This window comes from Zoogloea ramigera (assembly GCF_006539865.1).
GTDB lineage: Bacteria > Pseudomonadota > Gammaproteobacteria > Burkholderiales > Rhodocyclaceae > Zoogloea > Zoogloea ramigera.
Genome location: NZ_BJNV01000044.1, coordinates 13,651 through 30,711 on the forward strand (window position 1 = coordinate 13,651; position 17,061 = coordinate 30,711).

General features: G+C 66.1%; 13 protein-coding genes. 8 read left to right on the plus strand and 5 right to left on the minus strand.

The genetic code is table 11. From position 1 onward, the window contains the following. Nucleotides 1-192, minus strand: coding sequence for a hypothetical protein (locus tag ZRA01_RS12710; protein WP_141352750.1), 192 nt, complete (start codon nucleotides 190-192; stop codon nucleotides 1-3). A gap of 331 nt (nucleotides 193-523) precedes the next feature. Further along, nucleotides 524-2,482, minus strand: a complete 1,959-nt coding sequence (gene acs, locus ZRA01_RS12715) for an acetate--CoA ligase (protein WP_141352752.1) — start codon at nucleotides 2,480-2,482, stop codon at nucleotides 524-526. A gap of 289 nt (nucleotides 2,483-2,771) precedes the next feature. Between acs and mshL the strand changes: the two genes are divergently transcribed. The 8 genes from mshL to ZRA01_RS21070 all read left to right on the plus strand — a co-directional run bounded on the left by mshL (nucleotide 2,772) and on the right by ZRA01_RS21070 (nucleotide 13,195). Beyond that, the gene (gene mshL / locus ZRA01_RS12720; protein ID WP_246093662.1) at nucleotides 2,772-4,628 is read left to right on the plus strand and encodes a pilus (MSHA type) biogenesis protein MshL; all 1,857 of its coding nucleotides are present in this window, start codon (nucleotides 2,772-2,774) and stop codon (nucleotides 4,626-4,628) included. A 224-nt stretch (nucleotides 4,629-4,852) separates the two neighbouring features. Then, complete coding sequence (locus ZRA01_RS12725) at nucleotides 4,853-5,752, plus strand: tetratricopeptide repeat protein (RefSeq protein WP_141352754.1); 900 nt, start codon at nucleotides 4,853-4,855, stop codon at nucleotides 5,750-5,752. After that, a complete protein-coding gene (locus ZRA01_RS12730) occupies nucleotides 5,749-7,452 on the plus strand; it encodes a GspE/PulE family protein (protein WP_141352756.1) in 1,704 nt (567 codons plus the stop codon). Before ZRA01_RS12725 ends, ZRA01_RS12730 begins: the two co-directional genes overlap by 4 nt. Beyond that, a complete protein-coding gene (locus tag ZRA01_RS12735) occupies nucleotides 7,449-8,651 on the plus strand; it encodes a type II secretion system F family protein (RefSeq protein WP_141352758.1) in 1,203 nt (400 codons plus the stop codon). The genes ZRA01_RS12730 and ZRA01_RS12735 overlap by 4 nt, the downstream gene beginning before the upstream one ends. A 2-nt stretch (nucleotides 8,652-8,653) precedes the next feature. Next, on the plus strand, nucleotides 8,654-10,138 hold the full coding sequence (locus ZRA01_RS12740; protein ID WP_141352760.1) for a hypothetical protein: 1,485 nt from the start codon (nucleotides 8,654-8,656) through the stop codon (nucleotides 10,136-10,138). Next, a complete protein-coding gene (locus ZRA01_RS12745) occupies nucleotides 10,135-10,746 on the plus strand; it encodes a hypothetical protein (protein ID WP_141352762.1) in 612 nt (203 codons plus the stop codon). The genes ZRA01_RS12740 and ZRA01_RS12745 overlap by 4 nt, the downstream gene beginning before the upstream one ends. A gap of 69 nt (nucleotides 10,747-10,815) precedes the next feature. Continuing rightward, nucleotides 10,816-12,018 (plus strand): glycosyltransferase, encoded by a 1,203-nt coding sequence (locus tag ZRA01_RS12750; protein ID WP_170182974.1) that lies wholly within the window; start codon nucleotides 10,816-10,818, stop codon nucleotides 12,016-12,018. A 220-nt stretch (nucleotides 12,019-12,238) separates the two neighbouring features. Continuing rightward, nucleotides 12,239-13,195 (plus strand): PEP-CTERM sorting domain-containing protein, encoded by a 957-nt coding sequence (locus ZRA01_RS21070; protein ID WP_246093663.1) that lies wholly within the window; start codon nucleotides 12,239-12,241, stop codon nucleotides 13,193-13,195. Nucleotides 13,196-13,710: 515 nt separating this feature from the next. On the opposite strand, the gene ZRA01_RS12760 is transcribed toward ZRA01_RS21070, so the two are convergent. Genes ZRA01_RS12760 through argJ form a run of 3 tightly spaced genes read right to left on the minus strand, consistent with a single transcriptional unit; the run spans nucleotide 13,711 to nucleotide 16,958 of the window. Continuing rightward, the gene (locus ZRA01_RS12760; RefSeq protein WP_141352766.1) at nucleotides 13,711-14,952 is read right to left on the minus strand and encodes an ABC transporter permease; all 1,242 of its coding nucleotides are present in this window, start codon (nucleotides 14,950-14,952) and stop codon (nucleotides 13,711-13,713) included. 57 nt (nucleotides 14,953-15,009) lie between these two features. Continuing rightward, the gene (locus ZRA01_RS12765; protein ID WP_141352768.1) at nucleotides 15,010-15,663 is read right to left on the minus strand and encodes an acyltransferase; all 654 of its coding nucleotides are present in this window, start codon (nucleotides 15,661-15,663) and stop codon (nucleotides 15,010-15,012) included. Between the two features lie 56 nt (nucleotides 15,664-15,719). Continuing rightward, nucleotides 15,720-16,958 (minus strand): bifunctional glutamate N-acetyltransferase/amino-acid acetyltransferase ArgJ, encoded by a 1,239-nt coding sequence (argJ, locus tag ZRA01_RS12770; RefSeq protein ID WP_141352770.1) that lies wholly within the window; start codon nucleotides 16,956-16,958, stop codon nucleotides 15,720-15,722. Between the last annotated feature and the right edge of the window lie 103 nt (nucleotides 16,959-17,061).

Genomic DNA, 17,061 nt, shown 5'->3' on the forward strand with positions numbered 1-17,061 from the left:
TTACCGTTCGATGATCCACGCCATCAAGCCGATGAACGCAGCCCACACTCCGAACACATAGAGATACAGCACCGGGATGCCGCCCCAGCTCCGTTCCACATCGAACAGGGACAACACCGGGCTACTGACCAGCACCCAACCAAACAGGAACAGGGCCACGAGGCGCTGCCCGGTAAGCGTCGCTTTGATCATGGCTTCTCCCGTGGAAATGGGAACGACTCACGGCAGCGCCGCAAAAGGGCCCGTGGCCCGCGCTCATCCACTCGAAAGATAAACCGAAAGGCCGTGCCTGGCGAGCATGCACACGCTCGCTCGCCACCGCTCAGCCCGCGAGGCCAAAGCCCCGCACAAGAGAAAAAGGCGCGATGAACGCGCCTTTTCCTCCCCCTCACAACGCCCCGGCCAGACTGCACCGGGGTCCTCCCCTTTTAGTTTTTCTTGCAGCTCCGCTGTCTCCTCCGCCGGGCTGGGATGCCGGTTGCGGGCTGCCCGGCCTTGGGCCGGGGAAGTCTCGATACGTCTGTTACTTGAGCTGTTCCAGGATCGCCGGGTTTTCCAGCGTCGAGGTGTCCTGGGTGATCTCCTCGCCCTTCGCCAGCTGGCGGAGCAGGCGGCGCATGATCTTGCCCGAACGAGTCTTCGGCAGGTTTTCACCGAAGCGGATGTCCTTGGGCTTGGCGATCGGGCCGATTTCCTGGCCGACCCAGTTCTGCAGCTCCTTGATCACCGCGGCAGCTTCGTCGCCGGTCGGGCGGGCGCCCTTCAGGACCACGAAGGCCACGATCGCCTCGCCGGTCAGGTCGTCCGGACGGCCGACCACGGCAGCCTCGGCAACCTTCTCGTGGGCCACCAGGGCGGATTCGATTTCCATCGTGCCCATGCGGTGACCGGAGACGTTCAGCACGTCGTCGATGCGGCCGGTAATGGTGAAGTAGCCGGTGTCCTTGTCGCGGATCGCGCCGTCGCCTGCCAGGTACAGCTTGCCCTGGAAGTCAGCCGGGTAGTAGGACTTGACGAAACGGTCGGGGTCGCCCCAGATGGTACGGATCATCGACGGCCACGGACGCTTGACCACCAGGATGCCGCCCTGGCCCCAGGGCACGTCGGTGCCGGTCTCGTCGACCACGGCGGCCTGGATGCCCGGGAAGGGCAGCGTGCAGGAGCCGGGGATCAGCGGGGTGGCGCCGGGCAGCGGAGTGATCATGTGGCCACCGGTTTCGGTCTGCCAGAAGGTATCGACGATCGGGCAGCGGCCGCCGCCGATGTTCTCGTGGTACCACTCCCAGGCAGCCGGGTTGATCGGCTCGCCGACCGAACCCAGCAGGCGCAGGCTGGAGAGATCGTAGTTCTTGGGATGCACGGCCGGGGTGTTGTCGGCGGCCTTGATCAGCGAACGGATGGCGGTCGGCGCGGTGTAGAAGATGTTGACCTTGTGGTCCTGGATCATCTTCCAGAAACGGCCGGCATCCGGGTAGGTCGGAACGCCTTCGAAGACGATCTCGGTCGCACCGCAGGCCAGGGGGCCGTAGGTGATGTAGGTGTGGCCGGTGACCCAGCCAATGTCGGCGGTACACCAGAAGACATCGTTCGGCTTGATGTCGAAGGTGTACTGCATGGTGAGGATGGCGTGCAGCAGGTAGCCGCCGGTGGAGTGCTGGACGCCCTTCGGCTTGCCGGTGGAGCCGGAGGTATAGAGCAGGAACAGCGGGTGCTCGGCTTCGACCCATTCCGGTTCGCAGGTGTCGGCCTGGGTGGCGGTGAGTTCGTCCACCCAGATGTCACGGCCGGCGACCATGGCGGTTTCCTGGCCGGTACGCTTCACGACGAGGACGCTCTTGATGGTCGGGCAGCCGCTGGCCAGAGCCTCGTCGGCGATGGACTTGAGGGGCAGCGCCTTGCCGCCACGGTTCTGGCCATCGGAGGTGATCAGCAGGACCGCACCGGCATCGTTGATGCGGTCAGCCAGCGACTGGGCGGAAAAACCGCCAAACACGATGGAGTGGGTGGCACCGATACGGGCACAGGCCTGCATCGCGACGACGCCCTCGACGGACATCGGCAGGTAGATGACGACGCGGTCACCCTTCTTGACGCCCTGGCTCTTCAGCGCGTTGGCAAACTTGCAGACGCGATCAAGGAGCTCTTTGTAGGTGACCTTGGAAACGTCGCCCTTGTCACCTTCGAAAATCAGCGCGACCTTGTCGCCGAGGCCCTTGTTGACCTGACGATCGAGACAGTTGTACGAAACGTTCAGCTTGCCGTCGGCGAACCACTTGAAGAACGGTGCATTGCTCTCGTCGAGAACCTGGGTGAAGGGCGTCTGCCAGTCGATCAGCTCCTTCGCCCGCTTGCCCCAGAAACCTTCGTAATCCTGATCTGCTTCGGCGCAGAGGGCCTTGTACGCTTCCATGCCCGACACGGCAGCGTTCTTCACCACCTCTTCAGACGGATAGTAGAACTTCTGGGTGGTTTCGTTCGTCATTTTTCACCTCTCCTCGTGTTTTATGAGTGTGCAACGTTTGAATCTTGAAACCTGACTCGCGGGGGGACTAGGGCCGCTCGGCCATGCAGCAGCACCGGATTGTTTTTATCGTGGTGCGCTAGCCCTGTATCCGGGCGAGATTAGAGTCGATCAATCTTACACATGACTTACACCTCCGTGGGGCCTTCATCCGCATTTTTCGGGGAAGCGACTCACTTCAACGAAGCGCACCCACACGCCGACCCTTTTGGCATAGAATCGCAAATCCTTCAAAAAATCACTTCGGAATATGCCGACGGTCAGAAACCTACTTCTGCCGCTCCTGCTGGCGATGCTCGTCGCGGCCTGTGCTTCCCAGCCCCGGACGCCCCCGGCAGCCAGCCACATCCGGGCCACCGAAGCGCCGGGAGATTCGGGCAGCATCCCGCCCCTGGTGCCCGACCTGCTGCCCCTGCCCCGTCCCAACCCGGCACCGCGGGCCGAAACCTACTCGGTCGTCGTCACCAACGTGCGCATCCAGGATCTCCTGTTCGCCCTCGCCCGGGACGCCAGGATCAACCTCGACATCCACCCGGGCCTCACCGGCACGATCACCATCAACGCCATCAACCAGACGCTGCCGCAGATCCTCGGGCGCCTCGCCCGCCAGGTCGACATGCGCTTCGAGCTCGACGGCCCCAATCTCGCGGTGATGCCCGACGCCCCCTTCCTGCGCACCTATCGGATCGACTACGTAAACCTCAGCCGTCAGGTTACCGGCACGGTGTCCACCAACACCCAGATCGCCACGACCGGGGCCGGCCAGCCCAGCACCGGCAATCTCAACACCCTTGCCAACGGCGGCAACGTCTCGGCAACGCGCATCGAGAACGCCTCCCGCAACCAGTTTTGGGAGTCCGTCGAAAAAAACATCCGCGACCTGCTCCGCGAAACCGACAAGCTCCTGCCCGAAGGCTCCAGCGACACCGTCATCGAGAGCGTCGAGAACGCCAGCAGCACCGGCGTCATGCCCACCGCGACACCCCGCAACCGGAACCGCGGTGGTCAGGCTCAACCGGGCAGCCTCACCGGCAACACCACGGTCAACCCCAACCCTACGTCCAGCCAGAACAGCACGACCACCACTGTTCACAAGGCCACCTTCCGCGAAGCCGCCTCGGTGATCGCCAACCGCGAGACGGGCGTCGTCACCGTCCGCGCCACCGGCCGCCAGCACGAAAAAGTGCGTGAATTCATCGACCAGGTAATGGCCTCAGCCCGCCGCCAGGTGCTCATCGAAGCCACCATCCTCGAAGTCGGCCTGTCCGACACCTACCGGCAGGGCATCGAATGGAGCCGGCTCCTGCCCAGCGGCACCCGCTTCGGCATCACCGGCCCCAGCCTGGGCACCGGCGCCGGCAACACCGTCACGCCGTTCAGCCTCGCCTACAGCAGCGCCGGCGGCATCGACTCAACGATCCGCCTGCTCGAAGGCTTCGGCACCGTCAAGGTGCTGTCCAGCCCCAAGCTGTCGGTCCTCAACAACCAGACCGCGGTCATAAAGGTGGTCGAGGAATACGTCTACTTCAGCGTCAAGGCCGACACCACCCAGACCACCAACGCCGGCGCCCTGACCACCGTCACCACCACCCCTCAGGCCGTCTCGGTCGGGCTCGTCATGACCGTCACACCCCAGGTCAGCCCCCACGACGAGATCATCCTCAACGTCCGCCCCACCATCTCCAGCATCGCCGACTTCCGCCGCGACCCGAACCCCAACATCCCCGCCGGCATCCCCAACCTGGTACCGCAGATACGCACCCGCGAGATCGAGTCCATCCTCCGCGTAGGCAACGGCGAAACCGCCATCCTCGGCGGCCTGATGGAAGACCGGATCGACTACAAGACTGGCCGCGTACCCCTCATCGGCGCCCTGCCCATCCTCGGCGAAGCCTTCACCAACCGCGACAACGCGGTGCAAAAAACCGAGCTCGTGATCTTCCTGCGCCCGGTCGTCGTGCACGAACCCAATCTCGTCGCCAACACGCCACACCTGCGCGAGCACCTGCCGAAGGCCGACTTCTTCACCGACAAACCCGTTCCGGGCAGCCGCAACTTCCCGCCTCCCGGCCTGCCCGCCGCAGTTCCCGGAAGCTTTCTTCCATGAGCCTGCTGATCGATGTCCTGCGCAGGGCTGAGGCGGGCCAAGCCAGGCCTGCCTCGATCTGCCCGCCGCCACCCACACAGCCCCTGAGCTTCGAGCTCGAGCCCCTCGCCGAGCCGCAGCCCGCTCTGGCCCAGCCCATCCCGCCACGGTCGGCAGCGGCCCACGGGGCCACAGCGCAGACACTCCCGCCTGCCGCCCCTCCCGGGGCAAGCCCGGCGACGCCTGTGGATGCCCGCTGGCGCTATGTCGGCCTGTCAGGTTGCGTATCCGCCCTGGCCACGGTCGCCTGGTTGTGGCTGGCCTCGGCCCCTGCCGCCTCGGCCCCCGCCCACCCTGCACCGACGCCAGCACCGGCACCGACACCGACACCGGCCCCAGTTGAGCCGCCCCAGGCCCCATCCCCCATCATCCAGCCGCCTGAAGCCCCACCGGCAAGGCCACGCCCGGCCGTCGCCAGCCGCCCACTAGGCGCCACAGCACCTCGGGGCAAGGCGACACCGCTGAAGCCACCGATCCATGTCGACCGGGCCCCGGCCGAGGCGGCTCCGTTTTCCGCCGCCCTCACCGCCGCCCACGAGGCCTACGGCGCAGGCGATCTTGCCCTTGCCCGGGCGCTCTACCGGGAAGTCCTGGCGAGCGCCCCGGACAACCCGGACGCCCTCGATGGCCTCGGCGCCATCGCGTTGCAAGATGGGCAGCACGAACTCGCCCGGCAGCTCTTCCGCCGCGCCCTCGTCGCCCACCCCCTCGACCCGGCGGCCCTGGCCGGCCTCGCCCGCACCGAGCGCCACGACCCGATGCAGGCCGAAAGCCGCCTGAAGGACAGCCTCACCAGCCAGCCCGACGCAATCGGCACGCACCTCGCCCTCGGTGACGCCCTGGCCGCCCAGCAACGCTGGGCCGAAGCGCAACAGGCCTACTTCCAGGCCCACGCCCTCGCCCCCGGGCACCCCGACATCGCCTACAACCTGGCCGTCGCCCTCGACCACCTGGGCCAGCGCCGGCCCGCGGCGGGCTTTTATCGCAAGGCTCTCCAGCTGGCCGACCAGCACCCCGCACGCTTCTCCCGCCATCACTGTGAAACCCGCCTGCACGCGCTGCAGGCCCAGGAGCCCAGCCCATGACCCCCAACGCCACGCCCATCGGCCAGACCCTCATCCACCTGGGTCTGATCAGCAAGGACCAGCTCCACATCGCCCTGCGCGAGCAGGGCCGCAGCGGCGAGATCCTCGGCCGCCAGCTCGTGCGCCTCGGCTTCCTGTCCGAAACCACCCTGCGCGACGCCCTCGCCCGCAGCCTCGGCCGCCCCTGCGCCGACCTCTCCAAGCTCCTGCCCGACGCCGAAGCCCTCGCTCTCGTCCCCAGGCAGCTCGCCAAGCGCCTGCACCTCATCCCCCTCAGCTACGACGCCAGCCAGCGCCATCTCGTCATCGCCTCCAGCGACGTCGACAACATCGTCGCCCTCGACCAGCTCCGCAACAGCCTGCCGCCCGGCACCGAGGTGGACATCCTGCTGGCCGGCGAGGCCGAGATCGCCCAGGCCAGCGACCAGCTGTATGGCCACGAGCTGTCCATCGACGGCATCCTCAACGAGATCGAGAGCGGCGAATCCGACCCCTTCGGCCAGCCGGCTCGCGGCAGCGAATACGCCCAGCCGGTGGTCCGCCTCATCGACGCCCTCCTGACCGACGCCGTCAAGCGCGGCGCCTCCGACCTGCACTTCGAGCCCGAGGCCGCCTTCCTGCGCATCCGCTACCGCATCGACGGCCTGCTGCGCCAGATCCGCGCGCTGCACAAATCCTGCTGGCCCGCGATGGCGGTGCGACTCAAGGTGATGGCCGGCCTCAACATCGCCGAAACCCGCAACCCCCAGGACGGCCGGATCTCCCTGCAGGTCAGCGGCCGGCCGGTGGATTTCCGCGTCTCCACCCAGCCCACGATCCACGGCGAAAACATCGTCCTGCGCATCCTCGACCGCCAGAAGGGCATCGTCGACCTCGACGCCCTCGGCCTCACCGACCCGCAGCTCGACCTTCTCAAGCTGATGATCGCCCGCCCCGAGGGCCTGATCCTCGTCACCGGCCCCACCGGCAGCGGCAAGACCACCACCCTCTACTCCATCCTCGGCCACATCAACGCCGAGGGCATCAACATCATGACCCTCGAGGATCCGGTCGAATACCCGATGCCGATGATCCGCCAGACCGCCGTCGCCGACGCCGCCCGCCTCGACTTCGCCAACGGCGTGCGGGCCATGCTGCGCCAGGACCCGGACGTCATCCTGGTCGGCGAGATCCGCGACGAGGACACCGCCCGCATGGCCTTCCAGGCCGCCATGACCGGCCATCAGGTCTACTCCACCCTGCACACCAGCTCGGCCATCGGCGCCATCCCGCGCCTGCTCGACATCGGCATCCTGCCCGACATCCTCGCCGGCAACGTAATCGGCATCGTCGCCCAGCGCCTCGTGCGCTGCCTGTGCCCGGCCTGCCGCGAAGCCCGCCCGGCCCACGATTACGAAATGCGCCTGCTCGGCCTCACTGCGGCATCCGAACGCCCGCTCCTCCACGAAGCCCGCGGCTGTCCCCAGTGCGACTTCCAGGGCTACCGTGGCCGCATGGCGATCATGGAGCTCCTGCGCATGGACCCGGAGCTCGACGAGCTCGTCGCCCGCCGGGCCACCGCCCGCGAGATCCGCGAAGCCGCCAGCCGCAAGGGCTTCCGCCCCCTCGCCGACGACGGCGCCCGGCGCGTGCTCGAGGGCGCCACCACCCTCGACGAGCTGTGCCGGGTGGTCAACCTCACCGACCGCATGTCCCCATGACACCCTATGCCTACCGGGCCGTCGGCCCCGGCGGGCAGATCGTCCGCGGCCGGCTCGACGCCCGCGACCTGCCCGACCTCGAACGCCGCCTCGCCCGGCTCGGCCTCGAGCTCCTCCGCGGCAAGCCGGCCATCGCGCTGCAGCTGCCCGGCCGCCCGGCCATCCCCCGGCGCGAGCTGATCAACTTCTGCTTCCACCTCGAGCAGTTCCTGCAAGCCGGCGTGCCCATCCTCGACAGCCTCGCCGACCTGCGCGACTCGCTCGACCACCCGCGCTTCCGCCCCGTCGTCGCCAACCTCATCACCGCCATCGAAGGCGGCCAGAGCCTCTCCGAAGCCCTCTTGCAGCACCCCCAGGTGTTCGACGGCGTCTTCTGCAGCCTCGTCCGGGCTGGCGAACAAGCGGGCGAGCTGCCCCGCGTGCTGCGCGCCCTCGCCGCCGCCCTCAAGCGCGACGACGAACTCGCCGCCTTCACCCGGCGCATCGCCATCTATCCGCTCATCGTCTGCGCGGTGATCCTCGCCGCCATCGGCGTCGCCCTGATCTACGTGGTGCCGGAGCTCGCCCGCCTGTTCCAGACCGTTGGCCAGGCGCTGCCGCTGCAAACGCGCATCCTCATCGCGCTCTCCGGCTTTGTGCGCGGCTACGGCTGGCTGCTCGTCCTGGCGGTGGTCGCCGGCACGCTCGCCTTCCGCCACGCCCTCGCCACCCGGCCCAGCCTCCGGCATGACGTCGACGCCCTCAAGCTGCGCCTGCCGCTCCTCGGCGAAGTCCGCCGCAAGCTCATCCTCGCCCGCTTCACCGGCCTCTTCGCCATGATGTACGCCTCCGGCATCACCATCATCGACGCCCTCCGGGCCGCCGAAGACGTGGTCGGCAACACCGCCCTCAAGGCTGGCCTGCAGCAGGCCGGCCGGCGCATCGAGCAAGGCGCCGGGCTCTCCGAGGCCTTCGCCGGCGTCGAGCTCTTCCCGCCGCTGGTCACCCGCATGCTGCGCGTCGGCGAAAGCACCGGCGCCCTCGACCAGGCCCTCTCCAACGTCAGCTACTTTTACGAACGGGACGTCCGCGAAGCCATCGAGCGCCTCCAGGCCAGCATCGAACCGGCCCTCACCGTCATCCTCGGCCTGCTCCTGCTGGCCGTGATGAGCGCGGTGATGCTGCCCATCTACGACATCGTCAGCCGCATGAAGCTTTGACCATGGCCGAGCGCCACATACTTTACCTCGACAGCACCGGTCTCCAGATCGCCCGCGTCAGTCGGGGCCAGGTCAGCCTCGAAAAGCACCTCGACCCCGCCGACGGCCCGCCGGCGCTGGCCACCTGGCTGCGCGGAAACCCCAAGGTCCGCTGCATCCTGCTCACCGACCTGCCCGACGAGAGCTATCACCTCGAAGCCCTGCCCCCCGTGGGCCGACGCGACCGGCGCCAGCTCATCGCCCGCCGCCAGGCCCAGCTCCGGCTCGATACGCCCTACATCACCCACCAATCCCTCGGCCGCAGCGCCGAAGCCCAGGCCGGCGGGGCGCCGCACGAAAAGCTCCTATTCGCCGCGATCAACCGCCCGGCCGCCCTGCAAACCTGGCTGGCGGCGTTCCAGCAGAGCCAGCGGGCCCTCGACGGCGTGCATCTGGCATCTCACGTCGCCACCCACCTGGCGCCCCAGCTCCCCGGCTTGCCGCCCCTGGCCCTGCTGGTCTGGGCAAGCCCAACCGGCCTGCGGGTGTCCTGCCTCAACGCCGGCCAGCTGCGCTTCAGCCGCCTCACCCCGGCAAGCGCCGCGGCCGGCGCCGAACCCTGGCAGACATGCCACGACGAAACCCGGCGCACCCACCAATATCTCGTCGGCCAGCGCGCCATCGATCGAAACCAGCCCACGCCGGTTTACGTGCTCGCCCACCCGCGGGACCACGCAGCGCTGGCCAGCGCCTGCCGAGACACCGGCGAGCTCCAATTCCAGGCCATCGACCTGCCAGCCCTCGCCAGGCGCTGTGGCCTCCACAGCCCCATCGAAGACTCCGACAGCCTGCCGCTCCTTCTCCATCTGGCCAGTCGCAGCCGGCGCCTGCCGCAACTCGCCCCCTCTGCGCTGTGCCGGCCGCAGCATCTGCTCGCCCCCACGACCGCCCTCGGCGCACTTGCCGCCGCATTGCTGGCAGGCAGCCTGGTGGTCACCGCCCACAACCTGCTCGAAGCAAACCAGCTGCGCCAGCAGGCCGACTCGGCCCTCGCCGAAAGCCTTGCCGAAGAAGCCCGGGCCCGCAGCCTGCAGGGCACCGCACCGCGGCTGCCGCTCCCCGGCGATGCGCTCAAGGCCGACCTCGCGCGGCTCACCGCGCTGCAGCCCTTCAGCACCGGCCTGATGGCCTTCCTGCACCGTCTCGCCGACGCCCTGGACACGCTGCCCGGCGTTGAGCTGACGGCGCTCGAATGGGCCCTCACCCCCGACACACCCCAGCCCGGCGCCACCGCAATCATCGAGCTTCGGCTCGCCGCAACCCGGAGCGCCCGCCCCGACCTCATCCGGCACCTGCTCACCACGCTGCACCACCACACCGGGAGCTCGGCCCACGGCCAGGCGGCCAGCCCCCTGGACGACCAAAGCCCCATCCACTCACCCGGCGGCCAGGCCGACGCCGACGGTCGGCAGGTCATCCGCCTAGAACTGCCCGTCAGCCCCCCATGATCGCCCTCGCCTCACCCCTCGCCCGCCTGCGGCGCCCGCTGATCACGGGCGCGCTCGCCCTGCTTGCCGGCAGTGCGCTACTGCTGTGGAGCCAGGCCGAGCGCCACGACGCCGAAGCCACGCTCCGGCTGCACACCAACCGTCTCACCCAGGCCCGGGCGCTGCACCAGGCTGCCCGCGAAGCCGACGCGGCCGCCCGCGACGGTCTCCGCCTGCTCGAGACCCTGCGCGGCGCCGGCCTGCTGGAAGCCCCCGACCGCCAGGCCTGGCAGCGGCACATCCTAGGGCTGCAAGGCAAACTCGGGCTGGAGAAGCTGGAGTGGGAAATCGCTCCATTCAAACCCGCCGCAGCCCAAAGCAATGGCGCCCCCGCCGAGCAGCCTTCAGCCTTGCATCTCACCACCTTGCACCTGAAAGGCGAAGTCGCCCACGAAGGCCGCCTTCTCCCGCTCCTTGAGCGCCCGGGCAGCCAAGGCGGCGGGCTTTTCCTGCCCCGCCGTTGCCGGATCGCCCGCAACCAGCCGGAGCCCGATGCCGTCGACAGCCCCGTACTTACAGCAGACTGCGAGATCGACTGGATCTTTCTGCGGCTACCCGCTACCCCCTGATGCCCCGGCGGCATGGACAGGCGACGCCGTGCTCTGCAAAATCAAGGCTTGCGCCTCACCGGAGTGGTCATGACGCCCAAGAAAATCCTGCTGATGGCCCACGACGTCACCTTGGCGCACCTGGGCCGCCCGCTCCGCCTCGCCGAATTCCTGATCGCCGACGGCCACGATGTCACCCTCGCTGCCTCCGCCGAGTCAGCCCGCTTCCTGAAAGACTTTCCCGGTCGGGTGCACACGCTAGCCCCCACCGGCAAGGCCCGCTTCATCGACAACCTGGCCAAGGGCCGGCCCGTATTCGATTTCGAAAGCCTCAAAGGTTTTGCGGAAGAAGACGAAGCCCTTCTGACGGCCCTGCGCCCCGATCTCGTCATCGGCGACTTCCGTATCACCCTCTCGATTTCCGCGCGGCGAGCCGGCATTCCGTACGCGACCATCACCAATGCGTACTGGCATCCTGCGCTAGAGCCGCGCTTTGTCGTCCCGGACCTACCCATCGTGCGCTGCTTCGGGGTCCGCATCGCGCAGCGGCTATTCGACCTGGCACGGCCCATGGCTTTCGCATACCACGCCAGACCGATGAATGCGCTGCGTCGCCACTACGGCCTGCCCTCCATCGGCCATGACCTTCGCCGCATTTACACGGATGCAGACCTGGCGCTATTCAGCGACATCCCCGAAACATACGGAATCCAGGAAGACAGCATTCCCAACGGGCTTTTTCTGGGGCCACTGAGCTGGTCCCCCAACATCCCGCTGCCTGACTGGTGGAGTCGTCTGGATCCGGAGCGTCCAACCATCTACGTCACCCTTGGCAGCTCGGGCGACCCGGCACTCCTCCCCAGGCTGACCGCCAAGCTATGCGAGCTGGAAGCCCAGGTGCTGGTTTCCACCGCCGGCGCAGAGCCGCTCGCCAACCACGACTCAGTGTTCTGCAGCGCCTATCTACCAGGGAATCAAGCCGCCGCGCGGGCCGATCTGGTCGTATGCAACGGAGGCAGCCCAACGACCTTCCAGGCACTGTCAGAAGGTGTCCCCGTGCTCGGAATCCCCGGCAATCTGGACCAGTTCCTCAACATGCACTATCTCGAGCGCTACGGCGTTGCAAGAACGCTGCGAGCTCACCAGCTATCCGGGCACTCGGTTCAGGACACGATTGGCGCCATGCTGGCAGGGGATCCTTGGCGCGAAGCCGCAAAACGCCTGCGCCAAGTCATTGCGACTTACAACACGGCAGAGCGCACGGCCACCGGGATCGCCCGCTTTCTGAGCTGAAACAAGAAACGGCCGGACATGTTTCACACATGGCCGAAAACCCAAGCGGGATTCATGTCGATTTTTTTTACACTTCCTGATGAAAAACCGTCCCGACCCTCAATCACGCTTCACAAGACACTGTAATTAAAACAATTTTTTTTCTGGCACACGTATTGCTAAGAAGATACGTGAGTTGAACTCGACTCCCCGAACATTCACTAAACCTGGAGATCAAAATATGTTCAAGAAAACCCTTCTCGCTGCATCCCTGGCTCTCGCCGCGGCTGGCGCCCAGGCCGGTGTTGCGGTCACCATCGACTTCGACGGTGCCGGTGCAGGCGCCGCCAAGAGCGCTGCCTCCCTCGACTGGATGCCGGACTCCATCCTGGTTCTCCCGGGCAGCAAAAACAACAATGTTAACCTCCCGGCCGTCGGTGACGAAGTTCAGACCTACGCCCAGGGCATCCTCGGCTCCGCCCGCAACAGCAGCAACCAGCAAGTCTGGGGTTCCTTCAACGCTCCCTACGAGTTCACCTTCGTTGCCAGCTTCCGTGAAGTGATCAGCTCCGTGGGCGGCAGCCTGAACGATCCCGGTGTCGGCAGCATCCAGCTCCGTTCGATCGACGGCGGCCTCAACTACTTCCGCATCTACGCTGACAGCACCAGCGTTGCCGATCCGCTGGCGGGCACCGGCTACACCGACGGCAAGCTGATCCTCGAAGGCTACGTCAACGCCTACGACAACGCCGCCAAGACCGGCCTGACCGATATCGCCTCCACCAACGCCAACCAGCTGGAAACCACCCTGCTGGACAAGGCTGGCCCTGACAACTACGGCGGCATGGAAAGCGTCAAGCTGCAAGGCCGCGCCGACATCATGGCGACCGTCACCAGCTTTGACAGCGAGTTCTTCACCGACATGAGCGCGGGCCAGCTGATCTCCCTCAGCATGACCGCCGGCGTCGGCACCCCGTTCGACCTCGTCGATCCGTCCAAGTACGTCGCTGGCCAACTGGCTGCCGACACCACCGTCATCGGCGAAATCAACGGCGGCACGACCGGCCCCGGCATCGGCATCCTGCTGCAGAGCGACGGCGCCAGCACCTTCAACAAGGTTCCGGAACCCGCTTCCGCTGCCCTCGTTGGTCTGGCCCTTGCTGGTCTGGGCATGTCCCGCCGCCGCGCTGCCAAGTAATACGGCTTCCCGTCCGGCGACAAGTACTCCACCGAGTGCTTGAAACTGCCGACAAGCCCTCAAAACCCCCGGCCCTCCGGGGGTTTTTTTATAACTCGATACCAGCCGCTACCTGCTGATGTTCGACCGCTGCAATGTCGTGAAAATGATGGCGGCAACCTTGGCCGCGCAGCGCGCTACCGAGGCATCGATCTACGAGATCCAGCCCGCTCCGACCACGGTGCCCCTGATTTGCGACGTCCCCCCGGCGGCCACATCCGCGTGCTGATGACCAATCTGCTCGACGCCCGGCGCTAAGCGGCGGAGCAGTTCGGGGCGGTCTATCAACGCCGCTGGCGAGTCGTGGAGGCCTCAAGCCGATCTTCGCCGGCGGCCTCCTGGCGCGCTCGAAGACGCCTGCGAGAACATCCATTGGGTGGAGACTGCCTCTCCCTGGCGCACATCAGACATCTCGAGGCAGCGTCGGTTTCGGAGATCATCGAACTTCATCAAGCCGCCCTGCCCCGGGAAACGCATCAGCGCTGGTGCCGCAGGGCATCCACGATATTCATCCGTGACGCATTGAACGCCGGCAGGATGCTGGCGCACACAGTCGTCACCACCGCCAGTACGAAGGCATTGAACGCGAGCCCTGCATCCACCAGAAGCTCCGCATCGAATCCGTCCTCCATGCCCGGAGGTGGCGGCATGGGAATGCCGATCCAGGAAATCAGGATCGACAAACTCCACCCCAGGCTCACACCGACGAAACCACCAATCGTTCCCAGCACCAGCCCCTCGAAGATGAAGAGCCGCAGGATATGGCGACGCCTTACTCCGAGCGCCATCGCCGTGCCGATCTCACCAGTGCGCTCCACCACCGCCATGTGCAGGGTATTGCCGATACTGAGGACTATGATCAGGCCGATCAGCATTTCAACAATGAACACCTGCCTCAGGAAGAGGTCGCGGGTCTTGATGTACATGTCCGCAAGCTCCTCCCAGGGCACGAGCTGAAACTGCTTTGGATCGAGCTTGTCTCGGAGCGCCTGTAGCGACTTAGCCGTATTGGCGGTGTCGTCCAGCAGCACCACCCAGGTCGTCGCCCCTTTGACCCTCATGAGCTCACGCGACAATCCGACCGGCACCCGCAGCGCGCCGTCGTCATACTCCTTGCTGAACGTGGAAAACAGCCCCCGCACATGCACATCAGAGGCATTCATCCCCCCTTTGGCCGTGCTGGTCATCAGGACCAAGGTGTCACCCACCTTCACACCCAGATTGGCCGCCAGGCCACGCCCAAGCAGAACGCCTGTCGGGTCGGAGGACGACAGCGCCTCCCCGGCAACCAGGGTGATGTCACGGCTGACCTGCTTCTCGGCTTCCGAATCAACGCCCTCTCCCATGAAAGTGATCGTCTGATCCTTGAAGCTTGCCAGACCGCTGAAGGACAGACGGGAGCTCATCGTCACCACGTGCTCCGTCGAACGGACTGCCTTCTCGGCATCGCTGTTCTCGGGCAATAGGTATCTGTAGGGGTCCGCGACCCCCACCTCGAAATAATTCGGACGCACCACCTGGATATGGCCAACCTGAGAATGGATGAACCCCTCACGCATGTTGTCCAACAACCAGTGGATGAAGCCGCCAGACAGCAGGAAAGCCAGCACTCCGCCTGCGATGATCAACAGCGCAAAGCCAGCCCGCCGACGATGACGGACGACGTTCCGGAACGCCATCGTGAGGTCGCTGAGGATACTCAGAGCTTGAGGAGACATGGCTTCACAGGACGCTAATTGGCAGATGGAACAACCCAGCAAAGGGTTGCCGGGGAATCAGAGCCATTTACGGGCTGGGTTGCCACGCCAGGTTTCTCCTGCGGGCACCCGGGTGCCGGGCATCACATGGGAGCCCCCCATAAGCACGGCGTTTTCACCGATCTCGACGCCTGGAAGGACCACCGAATTCACCCCTACCGTGGCGCCAGCCCCGATGCTGACACGGCCTATCGTGAGACGGCCACCATAAAGCACGTTACCGGAGATCAGGGAGTTGTGGCCGACCACCGCCCCATCGCCGATGCTGACCTGATAGGGGTCGTCGATGGTTCCGCCGATGGCCACATTGGCTCCAACTCTGGCCCCAAACAGCGCCTCCACCACCGGCCGCGTGAACACCGTGGTAAAGGGCAGCAGAGCCCCTTGTCCAAGGCGATAAACAATGGTCACGAGCTTCCAGACGGTGAAAACCGGCGAATCACCGTTGTATTCTCCAGGAAGGATCGGACGAAGCCTGAGGATCAGGCGCACAACCAGCGCCGACAACAGTCCATAAGCCAACAGCGCCAGAAAGAAGTCTGCCACGACATGATAGTCGGCGAAGACGGCCTTCGACCAAGGATAGCCCCCCCAGACCAAACCAACTGCTCCGGCGGAAATGAGAGCGATCACCAGTCCGCACAGCAGGAAATCCAGATAGGTCGTTTTCATAGCGAGTTCTTTCTGCCATTAGGCGACCTTTCGGACGGCTTTCGCCGCCCGGAAGATCAGGAGCGATAATCCGCGTTGATTTTTACATAGTCATATGAAAAATCGCAGGTCCACATGGTCGCCTTGCCCTCGCCGCGCCCCAGGTCGACACGAATCGCAATCTCCGATGCCTGCATTATGCTCGAACCATCTTCCTCTCGATAGCTTGATGCCCGGCCTCCCAACTCGGCGACCAGCACCTCCTCGCCGTTGCTGGCCAGCCACACCTTGATCCCGGCCACATCCAGATCGTCGATGCCCGCGTAGCCAATGGCAGCCAGGATGCGCCCAAGGTTGGGGTCGGACGCAAAGAAGGCAGTCTTCACCAGCGGAGAATGACCAATGGCGTAGCCGACCTTGCGGCACTCGTCCCGATCCTTGCCCCCCTCGATCTGCAGGGTCATGAACTTGGTGGCGCCCTCGCCGTCACGCACAATGGCCTGGGCCAGCCAGATCGCCAGGTCGAGCACGGCGGCACGGAAGACGGCGTAGTCGGCGGAGGCCGCATCGGTGATGGTCGGGTTGCCGGCCTGGCCGGTGGCGATCAGCATGAAGCTGTCGTTGGTGGAGGTGTCGCCATCGACGGTGATGCTGTTGAACGAGAGGTCGGCCACCTCCTTGAGCAGCGCGTCGAGCAGCGGCTGGGCGACATCGGCATCGGTGGCCATGAAGCCGAGCATGGTCGCCATGTTCGGCTTGATCATGCCGGCGCCCTTTGAGATGCCGGTCAGGGTGATTGTCTTACCGCCGAGCTGCACCTGACGGGACGCGGCCTTGGGCACGGTGTCGGTGGTCATGATGCCGTGGGCGGCGCAGAACCAGCCGTCGGCCTTCAGCGCGGCCTTGGCTGCCGGCAGGCCGGCCACCAGGCGCTCAACCGGCAGCGGCTCGAGGATCACGCCGGTCGAGAATGGCAGCACCTGGCTGGCGTCGATTTCAAACTGGGCCGCCACCGCCTCACAGGTGGCCCGGGCAGCGGCCAGGCCCGGCTCGCCGGTGCCCGCGTTGGCGACGCCGGTATTGATCACCAGCGCCCGGATACCGCCCGCCGGCAGATTCGCCTTGCAGACCTGCACCGGAGCTGCGCAAAAGCGATTCTGGGTGAACACGCCGGCCACGCGGGCGCCCGGCGCCAGCTCGATCAGGGTGAGGTCCTTGCGATTGAGCTTGCGGATGGCGGCCTCGGCAACACCGAGACGGACACCGGGGACGGGCAGCAGGGCAGCCGCCTGGGGAGGGGAAAGCAGAACGGGCATGAATGACTCCAGAAACAGACGTCGGATGGCAGAGTGGGGAATGATAATCCCAGAACCGACAATTGGCCGTTTTCGGGCAGCCCTGCAGGCCGCCTGAAGACTG

Bases quoted from the DNA above. Each gene is read 5' to 3' on its own strand.
- ZRA01_RS12710 (WP_141352750.1), bottom strand. From the start codon at position 192: ATGATCAAAGCGACGCTTACCGGGCAGCGCCTCGTGGCCCTGTTCCTG.
- acs (WP_141352752.1), bottom strand. From the start codon at position 2,482: ATGACGAACGAAACCACCCAGAAGTTCTACTATCCGTCTGAAGAGGTG.
- mshL (WP_246093662.1), top strand. From the start codon at position 2,772: ATGCCGACGGTCAGAAACCTACTTCTGCCGCTCCTGCTGGCGATGCTC.
- ZRA01_RS12730 (WP_141352756.1), top strand. From the start codon at position 5,749: ATGACCCCCAACGCCACGCCCATCGGCCAGACCCTCATCCACCTGGGT.
- ZRA01_RS12735 (WP_141352758.1), top strand. From the start codon at position 7,449: ATGACACCCTATGCCTACCGGGCCGTCGGCCCCGGCGGGCAGATCGTC.
- ZRA01_RS12740 (WP_141352760.1), top strand. From the start codon at position 8,654: ATGGCCGAGCGCCACATACTTTACCTCGACAGCACCGGTCTCCAGATC.
- ZRA01_RS12745 (WP_141352762.1), top strand. From the start codon at position 10,135: ATGATCGCCCTCGCCTCACCCCTCGCCCGCCTGCGGCGCCCGCTGATC.
- ZRA01_RS12750 (WP_170182974.1), top strand. From the start codon at position 10,816: ATGACGCCCAAGAAAATCCTGCTGATGGCCCACGACGTCACCTTGGCG.
- ZRA01_RS21070 (WP_246093663.1), top strand. From the start codon at position 12,239: ATGTTCAAGAAAACCCTTCTCGCTGCATCCCTGGCTCTCGCCGCGGCT.
- ZRA01_RS12760 (WP_141352766.1), bottom strand. From the start codon at position 14,952: ATGTCTCCTCAAGCTCTGAGTATCCTCAGCGACCTCACGATGGCGTTC.
- ZRA01_RS12765 (WP_141352768.1), bottom strand. From the start codon at position 15,663: ATGAAAACGACCTATCTGGATTTCCTGCTGTGCGGACTGGTGATCGCT.
- argJ (WP_141352770.1), bottom strand. From the start codon at position 16,958: ATGCCCGTTCTGCTTTCCCCTCCCCAGGCGGCTGCCCTGCTGCCCGTC.